The organism is Christiangramia sp. LLG6405-1 (genome assembly GCF_045055805.1).
In the GTDB taxonomy this organism is placed as follows: domain Bacteria; phylum Bacteroidota; class Bacteroidia; order Flavobacteriales; family Flavobacteriaceae; genus Christiangramia.
The window spans coordinates 1,594,013-1,607,435 of record NZ_CP159330.1; the positions used below are offsets into that span (position 1 = coordinate 1,594,013).

At 37.8% G+C, this 13,423-nt stretch carries 13 protein-coding genes; 3 read left to right on the forward strand and 10 right to left on the reverse strand.

Features of this window, described 5'->3' with window-relative positions:
* Positions 1–580 precede the first annotated feature (580 nt).
* Positions 581–2,200: an isocitrate lyase gene (locus ABVM50_RS07385; RefSeq protein ID WP_405200596.1), complete on the reverse strand. Its 1,620-nt coding sequence runs from the start codon at positions 2,198–2,200 to the stop codon at positions 581–583.
* Positions 2,201–2,281: 81 nt separating this feature from the next.
* Complete coding sequence (gene aceB / locus ABVM50_RS07390) at positions 2,282–3,880, reverse strand: malate synthase A (RefSeq protein ID WP_405200597.1); 1,599 nt, start codon at positions 3,878–3,880, stop codon at positions 2,282–2,284.
* A 119-nt stretch (positions 3,881–3,999) separates the two neighbouring features.
* Between aceB and ABVM50_RS07395 the strand changes: the two genes are divergently transcribed.
* Positions 4,000–5,478, forward strand: a complete 1,479-nt coding sequence (locus ABVM50_RS07395; RefSeq protein WP_405200598.1) for a helix-turn-helix domain-containing protein — start codon at positions 4,000–4,002, stop codon at positions 5,476–5,478.
* Here the strand turns inward: ABVM50_RS07395 and ABVM50_RS07400 are convergent.
* The 8 genes from ABVM50_RS07400 to ABVM50_RS07435 form a co-directional block, all read right to left on the reverse strand.
* Positions 5,475–5,885: a hypothetical protein gene (locus ABVM50_RS07400; protein WP_405200599.1), complete on the reverse strand. Its 411-nt coding sequence runs from the start codon at positions 5,883–5,885 to the stop codon at positions 5,475–5,477. The genes ABVM50_RS07395 and ABVM50_RS07400 overlap by 4 nt on opposite strands.
* Positions 5,886–6,223: 338 nt before the next feature.
* Positions 6,224–6,739, reverse strand: a complete 516-nt coding sequence (locus tag ABVM50_RS07405; protein WP_405200600.1) for a cyclic-phosphate processing receiver domain-containing protein — start codon at positions 6,737–6,739, stop codon at positions 6,224–6,226.
* A 373-nt stretch (positions 6,740–7,112) separates the two neighbouring features.
* Positions 7,113–7,535, reverse strand: a complete 423-nt coding sequence (locus tag ABVM50_RS07410) for a hypothetical protein (protein ID WP_405200601.1) — start codon at positions 7,533–7,535, stop codon at positions 7,113–7,115.
* Positions 7,504–7,947, reverse strand: a complete 444-nt coding sequence (locus ABVM50_RS07415; protein ID WP_405200602.1) for a GreA/GreB family elongation factor — start codon at positions 7,945–7,947, stop codon at positions 7,504–7,506. The genes ABVM50_RS07410 and ABVM50_RS07415 overlap by 32 nt, the downstream gene beginning before the upstream one ends.
* Before the next feature lie 26 nt (positions 7,948–7,973).
* Positions 7,974–9,254 carry a Glu/Leu/Phe/Val dehydrogenase gene (locus ABVM50_RS07420; protein WP_405200603.1) on the reverse strand — a complete coding sequence of 427 codons (1,281 nt, stop codon included), beginning with the start codon at positions 9,252–9,254 and terminating at the stop codon, positions 7,974–7,976.
* A 6-nt stretch (positions 9,255–9,260) separates the two neighbouring features.
* Positions 9,261–9,422 carry a hypothetical protein gene (locus ABVM50_RS07425; RefSeq protein ID WP_405200604.1) on the reverse strand — a complete coding sequence of 54 codons (162 nt, stop codon included), beginning with the start codon at positions 9,420–9,422 and terminating at the stop codon, positions 9,261–9,263.
* A gap of 189 nt (positions 9,423–9,611) precedes the next feature.
* The gene (locus ABVM50_RS07430; protein WP_405200605.1) at positions 9,612–10,934 is read right to left on the reverse strand and encodes a sigma-54-dependent transcriptional regulator; all 1,323 of its coding nucleotides are present in this window, start codon (positions 10,932–10,934) and stop codon (positions 9,612–9,614) included.
* A gap of 3 nt (positions 10,935–10,937) precedes the next feature.
* A complete protein-coding gene (locus ABVM50_RS07435) occupies positions 10,938–12,035 on the reverse strand; it encodes a sensor histidine kinase (protein WP_405200606.1) in 1,098 nt (365 codons plus the stop codon).
* A 553-nt stretch (positions 12,036–12,588) separates the two neighbouring features.
* Here ABVM50_RS07435 and ABVM50_RS07440 point away from each other — a divergent pair.
* Both ABVM50_RS07440 and ABVM50_RS07445 read left to right on the forward strand, forming a co-directional pair.
* Complete coding sequence (locus tag ABVM50_RS07440) at positions 12,589–12,945, forward strand: DUF6567 family protein (protein WP_141877005.1); 357 nt, start codon at positions 12,589–12,591, stop codon at positions 12,943–12,945.
* 37 nt (positions 12,946–12,982) lie between these two features.
* Positions 12,983–13,363 carry a PEGA domain-containing protein gene (locus ABVM50_RS07445; RefSeq protein ID WP_141877006.1) on the forward strand — a complete coding sequence of 127 codons (381 nt, stop codon included), beginning with the start codon at positions 12,983–12,985 and terminating at the stop codon, positions 13,361–13,363.
* The last annotated feature ends 60 nt before the right edge of the window (positions 13,364–13,423 follow it).

Below are 13,423 nucleotides of genomic sequence, written 5' to 3' on the forward strand. Positions count from 1 at the left end.
TTAAATTAAATTTAGTGATACGTATGTAAAACTAAATAGTTATAAACTAGCAACTTGAGTGAATATATAAAATTCAGATCAATTATTCGGCATCGATTTTCAAACAATAAATAAGCGACTTGAACTGCTAAATATTTGAACGTCAACCAATGTTTTTAGCTATAACTACATTATACTATAATTTGGCAAAGGTAAGGAGTCTAAAAATTTATTAGGTAAAAATTGCAATATTTTTACTCAAATAATTCCGAATTCTATAGTTTTTATTGTAGAAACTCATTTAAGGTCAGGATTTGATTCGGAGATTTCGGCTTTTTTAGGTTTTCAGAACAAGATGAACTGATTCAGTTCATTTAACGCGAGCAGAACTTAAGAAAAGAGAAATTCCTTTTCAGAAATATGCTTAACGTAGTTTTCTTCTTGTGTTGAACCCACAGAAAAATTGATAGTATCAGCATATGATTTTATTCAGCAGGAATAAATTTCGGCTTTTATATCAGCAATTAGATTTCCCATAATATAGAAAAAGCTCCATACATCATATTAAAATGTATGGAGCTGTCTATTATATAGTTTAAAATTAGCTTACCAGTTCCAGTTTCTTCCCGGCAACTTTTTCACCAAACTGATTACTGGTGTTCTTTTCGCCGCCAGCTTTCAAGGCCTTTTCTCCTGCAAAGAAACTTTTGTGGTCATCTCCAAGATCGGATCCTGCCATTCTCTGGTGCTTAACGCAGGATACACCTTTTCTGATCTCCTGTCGCTGAACACCTTCTACATAGGCCAACATCCCTTCTTCGGAGAAATAGCCTTTCGTTAGATCGTTCATATGTAAAGCAGTGGTGTGATATGTTGGAAGGGTGATCAGGTGATGGAAAACCCCAGCTTCTTTAGCGGCATCCTTCTGAAATGTTCGAATCTTCTCGTCTGCACGATGGCATAATTCAGATCCATCATATTCTGCAGCCATCAGGTTATTTCTATCGTATGCGGTCATATTCTCACCTTCTGCAAGCATTTCTTCATAGGCCTGGTTTCTGAAGTTCAATGTCCAGTTAAAAGAAGGTGAATTATTGTAAACCAGTTTGGCATTAGGAACAATCTCTTTTACACGGTTTACCATATGGGCGATCTGTTTGACATTAGGAGTTGGCGTTTCTATCCATAGTAGGTCTGCTCCATGCTGTAAACTGGTAATGCAATCCAGAACAACCCTGTCTATATTAGATCCTTTCTTGAACTTATACAATCCGTTCGGTAAACGAATAGGACGTACCAGCTTTCCATTTCTTTTAAGGAGGACATCGTCTTCCTTTGCTTCGCTAATATCAATGCTTTCAGCTTCCACAAAAGCAAGGTATTTTGAAGCCAGATCTCCTGGTTCATTACTTACCGGTAACTTCTGGGTTAGACCGGCACCTTCAGAATCTGTACGGGCTACGATCACTCCATCTTCTACTCCTAATTCAAGAAAGGCATATCTAACGGCGTTGAGCTTGGCTATAAAATCTTCATGCGGTACGGTTACTTTTCCATCCTGATGTCCGCATTGTTTGGCATCTGAAACCTGATTTTCTATCTGAATCGCACAGGCTCCAGCTTCAATCATTTCTTTAGCCAGAAGGTAAGTTGCTTCCTCATTTCCGAAGCCAGCATCAATATCTGCAATAATTGGTACAATGTGAGTTTCGAAATCATCGATCTCGGCCTGTACATTTTCACCTTTTTCCAGCCTCTTAAAAAGATCGTTAAGTTCTACAGCATCTGCCTGTCTCAGGAAAGTATATATTTCCTTTATCAAAGCAGGAACTGCGGTCTTTTCATGCATGGATTGATCTGGCAATGGACCAAATTCTGAACGTAAGGCTGCAACCATCCAGCCCGATAAATAAAGATATTTTCTATCAGTAGTTTTATGATGTTTTTTAACCGCGATCATATTTTGCTGAGCCACGAATCCATGCCAGCTACCAAGGGATTGTGTGTATTTAGAGGAGTCGGCATCATAAGCTGCCATATCCTTTCTTATAATGCCAGCGGTATATTTTGCAATATCCAGTCCTGTTTTAAAACGGTTCTGGCTCATCATTCTTGCTGCATGTTCAGGTTTTACTGAGTTCCAGGTTTCCCCGTACTTTAGTTTCAGATTTTTGACCGTCTCCAGGGCTGATTGATAATTTGATTGCGATAAATTTTCCATAATTTTGTGTTTGATTATTAAGTTTTTTGAAAGTTTGATAATTGGGTCTCGCAATCTATGCCAGTAGTTGCGAGACATTTTTTATATATGTTTATATGCTGGGAGCGTTAAGAATTCTTCGAATCTTTCAGAAATAACCAGCGTGTCAAAAAGTTTAAAAGCCAATTCGAATTTTGTGTTCTTAATATTGGACTCGCCATATTCGGTAATGATCTTCTCAATTTCATCTTCAAATATTTCAATATAAAGTTCCATATTAAATTTCCTGCCATCTTCGAGAACCACTTCATTTTTAAGCCATTGCCATAACTGTGTTCGTGAGATTTCAGCAGTAGCAGCGTCCTCCATCAGGTTGTATAGAGCTACCGCACCATAGCCGCGAAGCCAGGCTTCCATGTACAGAATCCCTACATTAATATTTTTTCTAATTCCTTCTTCTGTAACAGTTCCTTCAGGAATTTTGAGGAGATCCTGTTCTGTTATTTTCAAATCATCCCTCGATACCGAGAGTTGATTAGCTTCAGGCATATGTTTATCGAACTCCTTCAGAGCAACTTCAACCAAAGCAGGGTGAGCTACCCAGGTGCCGTCATGACCGTTCGTAACTTCTCTTTCCTTGTCTTTTCGAACTTTTTCCATCGCCTCGTCATTGGCACTCGGATTATTCTTAATTGGAATTTGGGCTGCCATTCCTCCAATTGCCAGAATTCCTCTTTTGTGACATTTCTGAATTACCAGTTTCGAATAAGCATCCATAAATGGAGAGGTCATGGTGACTTGATCACGATTAGGAACGACAAAATTAGGATGATTTCTGAACTTCTTGATATAGGAGAATATGTAGTCCCAGCGACCGCAATTAAGTCCAACAATATGGTCTTTTAATTCGTAGATGATCTCATCTAACTGGAAGCTGGCAGTGATCGTTTCAACCAGTACCGTTGCTTTAAACGTTCCTGTGGGAACATTCAGGTATTCCTGTGCAAATACAAAAACCTCATTCCACCAACGGGCTTCTTCGTAGTGTTCAAGTTTTGGCAAGTAAAAGTAAGGTGCTGTACCATTTCCAAGCATCGTTTTGGTATTATGAAATACATACAGGCCAAAATCTACGAGGCTTCCAGATGCTTCTTCTTCACTAATTAAAAGATGCTTTTCGTTAAGGTGTAAACCTCTTGGTCGCACGAGCAGGACCGCTGGGTCCGGGCTCAAAGTATAGGATTTTCCACGTGCGACGTCTTCCAGTGAGATAGTTCCTGCATTTGCATCTTTAAGGTTTTGCTGACCTTCGATGACATTTTCCCAGGTAGGAGAGGTGCTGTCTTCCAGGTCTGCCATAAAAGTTCTGGCGCCCGAGTTTAGTGCATTGATAATCATTTTCCTGTCTACCGGTCCGGTGATCTCAACTCGCCGGTCTTGAAGATCTGCTGGGATTTGACCTGCTTTCCAGTCTCCATTTCTTATGGAAGCTGTTTCAGAAGGGAATTCAGGTACGTTCCCGGAATCAAAATGTTGCTGCTGTGCTTCTCTTTTCTCCAGAAGAGCAATTCTTTTGTGGTTGAATTTTTCATGTAACGCGATTAGAAACTCTAGTGCTTCTTCGGAAAGAATTTGCGGATAGTAATTAGTAACCTCTTTACTGAAGTGTAATTGTAATGAGTTTAGTGTGTTGTTTTCCATGGTGTTAGTGTTTTGCATGACAATATTATAATAAAGAACTCAATAAAACAAGCGAACGTTCGCTAAAAGTAAATATTCGCGAAAAATATATATTCGCAGATTTGTTTATATTTGATTCTATGGAGGAAGATTATATCAAGTTGATTTTTGGATTGAAGTTGAAGCAGATAAGGACTGAGAAGAGTTTATCTCTATTTGGATTATCCAAACTTTCAGGGCTTTCCAAGTCATATTTGAATGAGATCGAGAACGGAAAAAAATATCCTAAACCTGATAAAATTGCATTACTATCAGATAAATTAGAGGTTCCTTATGATCAAATGGTCTCCCTTAAGCTTGATAAGAACCTCGCGCCAATAGGAGAATTACTTCAGTCAAAGATCCTTAAAGAAATTCCGCTTGAATTATTCGGGATCAAGGAGAGCAACCTTATCGATATAGTTTCCAATGCTCCGGCAAAGGTGAATGCCTTCATTAGTACCATTATTGAAATAGCCAAGCACTATAACTTTAGCAGGGAAAGCTTTTTCCTGGCTTCTGTGCGCTCTTTTCAGGAAGCGAATAACAATTACTTCGATGATCTGGAGCAACAGGTTTTAAAATTCTCGAAAGCTTACCAGGTAGATCTTACCAAATCTCCAGGTTCTAAAGTGCTTGAGGAGATCCTGGTAGAGGAGTATCAATATGTAATTAATGAAGAAGAGTTAGATAAATTTGAAGCCTTAGAGAATTTGCGCTCTATTTTTGTTCCGAAAACCAATACACTTTTGCTGGCAAAGGGAATAGACGAAGCTCAGCGAAGCTTCATTTTTGCAAAGGAACTCGCGTACAATTACCTCGAAATTTCAGACCGGCTGCATTCTTTTCCGTGGATAAAATTTGAAAGATTTGATCAGGTCTTAAATAACTTTTATGCCTCGTATTTTGCAGGAGCATTAGTGATCCCGAAGGATGAACTTACCACCCAGTTGGAAAATCTATTTCAGAAGGAAAACTTTGATCATGTTCATTTTCTGAATATGATGCATAATTTTAATGCTTCTCCGGAAACATTCTACCAGAGACTCACCAATATACTTCCGAAAGAATTCAACATAAAGAACCTCTTTTTCCTCAGGATCACGCATAAAGCGGATAGCGGTAAGTTTTATTTGAACAAAGAATTGCACTTAACCCACCATCATTCCCCTCGTGCGAATGAAACTAACGAGCATTACTGCCGGCGCTGGATGTCGTTAAAGGTGATCAAAGAAATCAGTAAGTCTAAGAATTCACACGAATTTGATGTGCAGATCTCCAATTATCCCAGTCATGAAAACAGGTATCTTATTTTTTCTTCAGCAACCAAAGATCCTTTTAGAGAAAATCAGTTTAGAAGTATTAGCATTGGTTTGCTAATTAATAAACAACTGGAGCGAAAGCTAAAATTCCTCGAGGATCAAAATATTGTTAGAAAGAATGTGGGAGTAACCTGCGAGCGTTGCGCTATTTCCGACTGTAAAGTAAGAAAGGCGCCTGCGATCGTTCTGGAAAAGCGCAAGAAGAACAGTAAAATAGAGTCTATTGTAGATGAATTAACGGCGAAGTTCCAGGCTTAAGAACTTTTTCTGGTTTTTAGTAAATTAAAAAATACATAGGTGAAGAACAGGAAGAAAATCCAGTCATTCATACCATACACCGCATAGAACATTCCGGCAAAAAGATCTTTATCGAACACCTCTGTAATGCTATTATTAAGATGCCAGTTGATCCACGTAAAACCATAAATAAATTTCTCTATAGCAAAGACCGCGATTAGCCACTTCACTCTATTGTAATTATTGGCGACTGAAATATAAGCCAGACCCCATATCAGGATCATTAATAAGCCGAAATTAGACATTACCATCGGGTCAAACTTAGGAATAACCGGATTGGTAAATAGTTTTGAAAATAAGAGCACAGACATATTCATTAAACCGGCGAGAATAAATCCTTTGCGAATGCTTGATGGGCTACTTTCCATGTTTTTAATTTAAATACTTCTGAAATTTAGAAGGATCGTCTTGTTTTACGGAATTTCAGATGAAAGTTAAGTCTTTTCAGGTCATGAGAAGTTATAACTCCTGACTTATTCAGAATACTACACATTCAGGCAACTTCGAAGATGGAGATATTTTCTAATTTCCACAGCCATAATTTATTCTGAATACTGAAGCGTAGTAAAGAATATTTCCGAAGAAAAAAATAGAAAATTCCGGAGCTGAGAGAAAGCTCTGCTTAGTCTGAAGAAACCGCTGTATAAAGTAAATTTCAGAAGCTTTCCGGATTAAAGGATCAGCTGGCTTCTGAGTTTTGGTGCTTCTAATCTGTAAAACTTTTAAAATTCATGCGTTTGGCTAAGATCAGGTAATTCTTGAGAAGTCTGTTAATTCGCGCTTTACCTTCAGGATTAGTGCTGTGAGAAGACCATAGCGGCGGTAGCAGTTGATGATTATAGCAATAATCGATCAATATTTCGGCACAATCAAAGCCATTGAATGAATTGCTTAAATCATAATCAAAACAAATTGCATCTGGCAATCCATTTGTATGGATCCAGGTTTGAAATTCATTGATCTCTTTCAGCCATATAATATTGACATCACGACCGATGGGACTGAACGCCAGCCAATCCATTTTTTTCTCCAGGGGATCTATGCGGTCATCCAACCATATTAGCGTTTTACGATGAGCCTTTCTGTTTTTTTTAATAGCAACTGAGACTGATTCTTTTAGAAAAGCTGGTCTATTCAAAGTAAAGAGATTCTGCGACCCCATTGAAAAGAAGTCTTTTAGATTCAAAAGATTCCGAAGAATATGACTGTGGTAAGCTTTCATTACAAAATATCTCAAAGGTTGGTGAATTTAAATACAGAGGAGGCTATAGTAAAATGAACCCGGGATCTCCTAAATCTTTTGAATTCGCACCACGAGAAAAATGAATAGCATGAAAATAGCTCCAATAAATAATACGGTGTACAGATTTTCTTCCCAAATGCGATAGTAGAATTCCTGATGTAGATAAATTGACCTGCATAGAACTGCAGCGATCACTAAACACAAGCTCTTGTAAAATTTACTTTTCATAATATCGATCTTTAAAAAACCAGATAGCCCGCGCATTAATAGTGCTGAAAATTAACTTCTTCTCTAAACCCTACGAGAAGAAAATGGCGAAGACTATCTGGACCAACTAGGTTTGTTAAATTATTTAATCTAAAAACTTTTCAATCCCATCCTTCAAAAAGCAGAAGGCTGAATATTTTATATTCCGCACCTCCTTCAGGTGCTTTTCAATCTTTTTACGTAAAACGATATGTGCATTAATAAAAGCATGGTCACACTGTATATCATCACATTCATTCATCTCATCCAGCCTGGGAAGAAATTTCTGACAGGTTTTCAAAATCCCGTGATTTACCTCTCTTAGATCCTGAAATTGATCGAAGAGATATTCAGCATCAACACGATTTACCTTTGTTCTTTTAATAAGTGAAGAATTAAAAATATCCAGGTAAAATTCAATTTCCTGAGTCACAAAATCCAGTTCTAGTTTCCATTGTCTAACCTCATTTTGAAGCCTGATCGTTTCTATCTCCTCTTCACTGTGATGTTCCTGAATGTTGCTTATCATAGTTCATATTCATTAATCCTGATTCTATTTGTTTTACTTCCTGGATATGTATGTGACTTTCTCCAAGTGGAAATGTCCAGGAAATGTTGTCTCCCTTTGCGTATCCAAAAAGCGCAAGTCCCATGGGAGCCAGAACAGAGATCCTGTTCTTACGCAAATCACCTTTGTCTGGAGTCACGATCTGGTAGGTTCTTTCTACTGAGTAGGCAGTTTTAATATTTACAAACGAATTCAGTCGAATCACATCTGCAGGCATCTTAGCATTGCTCAGCACCTTGGCACTTTTGAGTTCTTCATTCAACTTATGGATCGATGCTTTGTACGAGGTATCTTTGTAGTATTTGGCCAGCGACATGATTTGTTTTAGAAAATCATATTCCTTCTTCTCAATTATTAATTCTCCGTATTTCATTTCTTACTTATTTATTTGCAGACCTATCAAGGAAAAATCCCTCTTTGTTTGTAGGCCGTTTCTACTCTGGAAATAGCCAGTATAAATGCCGCTGTTCTCCAGTCCACCTCACGCTTATTTACTTCATTATGGATCTTATGAAAGTTTTCGGTTAATTTCTTCTGGATCTTGGCCATCACCTCATCCAGCTGCCATAACTCTCCGTTTCTATTCTGAAGCCATTCAAAATAACTTCCAATTACACCACCAGAGTTGCAGAAAATATCAGGAATGATCTTCACTCCATTTTGAAGCAGAATTTGTTCACCCTCTTTATCTGTAGGTCCGTTGGCTCCTTCAGCAACGATCGAAGCTTTAATTTTAAAGGCATTTTCAGCAGTGATCTGGTTCCCTAGAGCTGCAGGTATGACGATGTCGCAATCCAGTCCGAAGAATTCATCAGCATCTATTTCCGTAGCGCCATCGAATCCTTTTATAGATCCTTTTCTGGGTTCACAATGCTGAGCCAAAGCTTCAGTATCTATTCCATTTTCGCTGTATACTGTCGCGTGCGCATCCTGAACAGCTATTAGCTTTGCGCCATCCTGAGATAAAAAGTGGGATGCCCAGTAGCCTACATTTCCAAATCCCTGTACGATGAATCTTTTATCTTTTAGATCCTGCTGTTCGGTTTCCAGCAATAACTTAATGGACAGATATACCCCAAACCCGGTTGCACGATCACGACCTTCCAGACCTCCTGCTCCTACGGGTTTGCCAGTTACCACATGCTGATTATGTGAACGTTCTGATGATGAGATGGTAGACATATAGGTGTCTACGATCCAGGCCATGGTCTGTGGATTGGTATTTACGTCTGGCGCAGGGATGTCATGTTCCGGTCCAATGTTTTCGCCCAAAGCATAGGTGAATCTACGGGTAATGCGTTCCAGCTCAGAATCTGAATAATTTCGAGGATCTATCTGAATACCTCCTTTTGCACCACCAAATGGTAGTCCGGCGAGGGAAGTTTTCCAGGTCATCCACATCGCAAGTGCCTTGGCAGCATCAATATCTACCGTATCGTGGTAACGAAGTCCACCTTTGTAAGGTCCTAATGCATTATTATGTTGAACACGGTATCCGGTAAAAACCTCCACTTTGCCATTGTCCATTTTAACTGGAAAATGAACAATGATTTCATTATTGGTAATACCCAGGATCTTTCTGATATTTGGGTTCAAATCTATCATATCTGCCGTATTGTTGAACTGGTTCATTACGGTCTCGTACATAGATTGTTTAATCACTTTTTTAGTGTTTATCATTTTGTATTATTGAAAGTGTTCACAATGAAATTTTCTGTCCTCTTTCCAGGTACAGGTTCTGCGATTGTCGCAGTTGAAGCATAAGCCTTTGAGCATTTCCTGGGTGATACCTTCAGGATACTCCCTATCTGGAATAGTAGCTGTAGCTATTTCCTTAATCAAATTCATTCGGTCATAGATTTATTTTTTTCTATTTACAGAAAGTCAAAACCTATGCCTGTGCTAAGAATATTTCACGAAATAGAATTCATACTACTGAGAACCAGTAACTTAAATAATAAAAGAATATTTTTGACTCTATTTAAATCGAGGAGAAACGCCCCGGTTGGGAAGAAACGTACCGGTACTATTTGATCGTTAGTTTAGCTTTTTTCGAAGTGTTTTACGATCGATTTGGAGAATTTCGGCTGCTTTGGTTTTATTATTATCCACACTGGCCATTATTTTAAGAATATGTTCCATTTCCACTTCCTTCAAAGATTTTGAAGTAGAATTATGGTCTGGGACCGGGCATTTGAGATGATCTGGAAGTTGTTCTAAATCGATACAGTCTTCGCTCATAATAATTGCTCTCTGAACCACATTTTCCAGTTCACGTACATTTCCAGGCCAGTTATATCTTTCCAGTATTTCCAGGGCTTTTGGAGTGAACTCTATTCGTGGTCTGGCATATTCTGAAGCATATTTTCGAAGAAAATTCTTAGCGAGTAGCGCGATATCACTCTTATGGTCCCGAAGTGGAGGGGTTTCGATATTCACAACATTTAGCCTGTAATAGAGATCTTCTCTAAAACTTCCTTTTTCAACCATCTGTAGGAGGTCACTATTTGTTGCAGCGACTATGCGGAGTTCTATTTTTTTAGCTTTCTGTTCTCCAATTCTCCGAACTTCTTTCTCCTGAAGTACTCTCAATAATCGTGTTTGAACAGTTAATGGAGCAGTGCCAATTTCATCCAGGAAGATTGTACCACCGGCAGCAGCCTGGAAAAAACCGGGTCGATCCTCATTGGCTCCTGTAAATGCTCCTTTCTTATAACCAAAAAGTTCGGCTTCCAGAAGTTCTCCCGGGATAGCTCCGCAGTTAACGGCAATAAAAGGGTTTGCAGCAAAGGAACCTTTATAGTGAATAGCTCGTGCAACAAGTTCTTTACCCGTCCCGCTTTCGCCCTGAATTAATACGGTGGCGCGGTTATTCTTAACCCGTTCTATAAGATCAATAAGTTGTTCGATCTTTTCTGAATTACCTACAATTCCGGCATAAGCGGTTGCTTTGTTAGTGGACGGAATTGTAACTTCAGAATTCTGGGATTTTTTAGGAAGTGATTTTTCTACAGATTGTTTTAATTCTTCCGCAGTAAATGGCTTTACGATATAATCCAGTGCACCAGATCTCATGGCATTCAATGCGCCGTCCATGGAAGGGTATCCGGTGATGACCAGTTTCGGAACTTTTGGAAAATGTTCTTCTACATATTTTATGAGTTCCATTCCACCAATACCAGGCATTTGCAGATCGGTAATTAGAAGATCCACAGCATTGAACTTTAGAATATCGATCGCTTCCTTTACTGAAGCCGCCTTGTAAGAGTGAAAGTGTTGCTCGTGAAGTTGACGTTGTACTAATTCAAGCATGTCATAATCATCATCAACTATAAGAATATTAGCCTTTTTTAGCAGCATAACTTACATTTTTAGAGGTAGCTTAATTTGAAAAACAGTTCCTGTAGGTTTATTATCAAAATTAATGATTTCTCCTTGATGACTTTTAATAATTCCATGAACCACACTAAGTCCTAACCCGGAACCTTCTCCTACAGGCTTTGTTGTGAAAAATGGTTCGTAGATCCTGGCATTTAGATCGGCTGGAATACCAGGACCCTGGTCTGCAATTTCCAGTATAAAGTGGGAAGCCGTGTTGGTCACTTGAATACAGATGAGGCTTTTTTTAGGGGAAGCGTAAATAGCATTTATAAGCAGGTTAAAAAGTACCTGGGTAAATTGAATCGTATCAATTTGAGCTTCCAGATCGGGATTGTCAATTTTAAATTTATGACTAACCTCTGCTTTGTAAAAATTTTGAGATAGTAATTTCAATGCCTGGTCAATGATTGGTTTGATCTGAACAAACTCCTGATGCTGAGGCATTTCACAAGCAAAGAACATTAATTTTTTTACAATTTCGCGAGAATAGATAGCTGCTTTAATGATTTTGCCTGTATCTTTTCCGGTTTGGCTTTCCAGAGTTTTCGATTTGATCAATTCAGCGAAACCCAGAATATTTCCAAGTGGCGTATTTAGTTCATGGGCAATCCCCGCAGTTATTTCTCCTAAAATTGAAAGTCGGTCATTTCGCTCTGCACTTCTTTTTAAAAGTTCTTCTTTTCTGGTGATTTCTCTGCGTTCAAAAAATTCACTAATCTCGATCGATATCTTGTTTAAAAGTTTTTGTTCCTCTTCCAGAAAGTATGCGTTCTTCAGCTTTGCAGTATCATAATAGACTTTTATCGAACCATTATTTTCATTGAAAAAAGTGATATGGCTTTCCTGGACAATAGAATTTTCTGGAATATCTGAAGTTGAAATCTGAAGCTCATCTACTTTTAACTCAACGATCGCATGGTCAGGATAAAACCAGGCTTTTTTGGTTATCTCACAAATTTCTTCCATCGTGTTTTCAACTGAATCTGAATGTTTACGAATCGCGGAGGAAACCTCGTAAAGGCAGGACAGTTCCTTGATACGTTCTTCGAGTTTTTTAGATAAGGAAATTTCTTTCGGCATTTATATAGGTTTTCGAACTGAATAATAAATAGCGAAATTTCGAAATTGCATTTTATTGACCGTTATTATTTTTTTTTCAGAATAATAGAATGTACTGCAGCTGTATATTATAAAGATCGAATTTCGGCTATAATTTAATTATTTTAATCGTAGGAGTAGTTGTATAGGGTCTGACCACCAAATTTTCCTAAAAGCGATACATTTTTTCTTAAGTTTTAGATTGACAAATACTTCAAATTTTATTTCGAGCAAAATTTAGTGTAACCATTAGTTCAGTTTTTGGCATTTCTGTAATTCATATCTAAATATCCTCATGGGAAGCGTTAATATGCAAAAATAGCATCCTTTTAATTAGCTAAATACTTCAGAAAATTGATGTAAAACTCAGACTTATAACTTTAGAAATTTCAGAAGAAATTCATTGATACACTACCGAGCGCGGTGAGTGATTTATCAAAGGGTACGGGAAACCGTAAGGTTAGTTGAAAACATCTTCTTTATTTTGAATTTCCTAGAAATTTATAAAAGTTAATTATCAACTAAATCCAAATTAATGAAGAAATTATTACTTAGAATCTCATTTATTATGTGCATTACCGTTTTGTTCTCAAGTTGTGCAGCGGGTCTTACGGGCTACATGAATAATTCAGCAGCATTGAGTGCAAATAATTACACTTATGTAAAAAGAGATTTGCAAGGCATGTCCCAGGCCACTTACGTGCTGGGTATCGGAGGAATGAACAGAGAAGCCATTGTCGATGAGGCAAAACAACAAATGCTCGAAAATTTCACTTTACAGGATGGTCAGACTTTGGCGAATACTACTGTCAATTTTAAATATTCCAACTTCTTAGGGATTGTTGCCACAACGAAGTGTTATGTCACTGCAGATATTGTGGAATTTAAATAAAATAAATTCAATTTTTAAAACGGATTAAACTAAATATTTGATCCGTTTTTTTATACCTATTCAAATGAGATGCAAAAATCTGATTGTATATAACCTAATAGTAGTCTTTTTGTTTTCAAGTTGTGCCAGCACTACATTGATTGATTCTTCTCCTTCAAATGCAAAAATTTATATCAACGGTGAAAATGTTGGAACTACACCTTATAAACATCGAGATACAAAGATAGTAGGTAGCACGAATCAAGTAAGAATTGAAAAACAAGGCTTTCAAACCTATAACACAACATTTTCAAAAAACGAAGAAATAGCAGTTGGTCCTTTAATTGGGGGATTGTTTGTCCTGGTTCCTTACTTATGGATAATGAAATACAAAAAAGCGAGGGTTTATGATTTGAGACCTGTGAGTAAGCGGAAGTGATACGGCGAGATAGCTTATGATAGAGAAACATGGAGAATCAAATTTCAGTAATAACAGTAG

What these genes read in the sequence shown, in the direction of transcription:
- ABVM50_RS07410 (WP_405200601.1), bottom strand. Translation starts at nt 7,535, where the DNA reads ATGATAAGCAACATTCAGGAACATCACAGTGAAGAGGAGATAGAAACG.
- ABVM50_RS07435 (WP_405200606.1), bottom strand. Translation starts at nt 12,035, where the DNA reads ATGCCGAAAGAAATTTCCTTATCTAAAAAACTCGAAGAACGTATCAAG.
- ABVM50_RS07415 (WP_405200602.1), bottom strand. Translation starts at nt 7,947, where the DNA reads ATGAAATACGGAGAATTAATAATTGAGAAGAAGGAATATGATTTTCTA.
- ABVM50_RS07385 (WP_405200596.1), bottom strand. Translation starts at nt 2,200, where the DNA reads ATGGAAAATTTATCGCAATCAAATTATCAATCAGCCCTGGAGACGGTC.
- aceB (WP_405200597.1), bottom strand. Translation starts at nt 3,880, where the DNA reads ATGGAAAACAACACACTAAACTCATTACAATTACACTTCAGTAAAGAG.
- ABVM50_RS07395 (WP_405200598.1), top strand. Translation starts at nt 4,000, where the DNA reads ATGGAGGAAGATTATATCAAGTTGATTTTTGGATTGAAGTTGAAGCAG.
- ABVM50_RS07400 (WP_405200599.1), bottom strand. Translation starts at nt 5,885, where the DNA reads ATGGAAAGTAGCCCATCAAGCATTCGCAAAGGATTTATTCTCGCCGGT.
- ABVM50_RS07420 (WP_405200603.1), bottom strand. Translation starts at nt 9,254, where the DNA reads ATGATAAACACTAAAAAAGTGATTAAACAATCTATGTACGAGACCGTA.
- ABVM50_RS07425 (WP_405200604.1), bottom strand. Translation starts at nt 9,422, where the DNA reads ATGAATTTGATTAAGGAAATAGCTACAGCTACTATTCCAGATAGGGAG.
- ABVM50_RS07430 (WP_405200605.1), bottom strand. Translation starts at nt 10,934, where the DNA reads ATGCTGCTAAAAAAGGCTAATATTCTTATAGTTGATGATGATTATGAC.
- ABVM50_RS07405 (WP_405200600.1), bottom strand. Translation starts at nt 6,739, where the DNA reads ATGAAAGCTTACCACAGTCATATTCTTCGGAATCTTTTGAATCTAAAA.
- ABVM50_RS07440 (WP_141877005.1), top strand. Translation starts at nt 12,589, where the DNA reads ATGAAGAAATTATTACTTAGAATCTCATTTATTATGTGCATTACCGTT.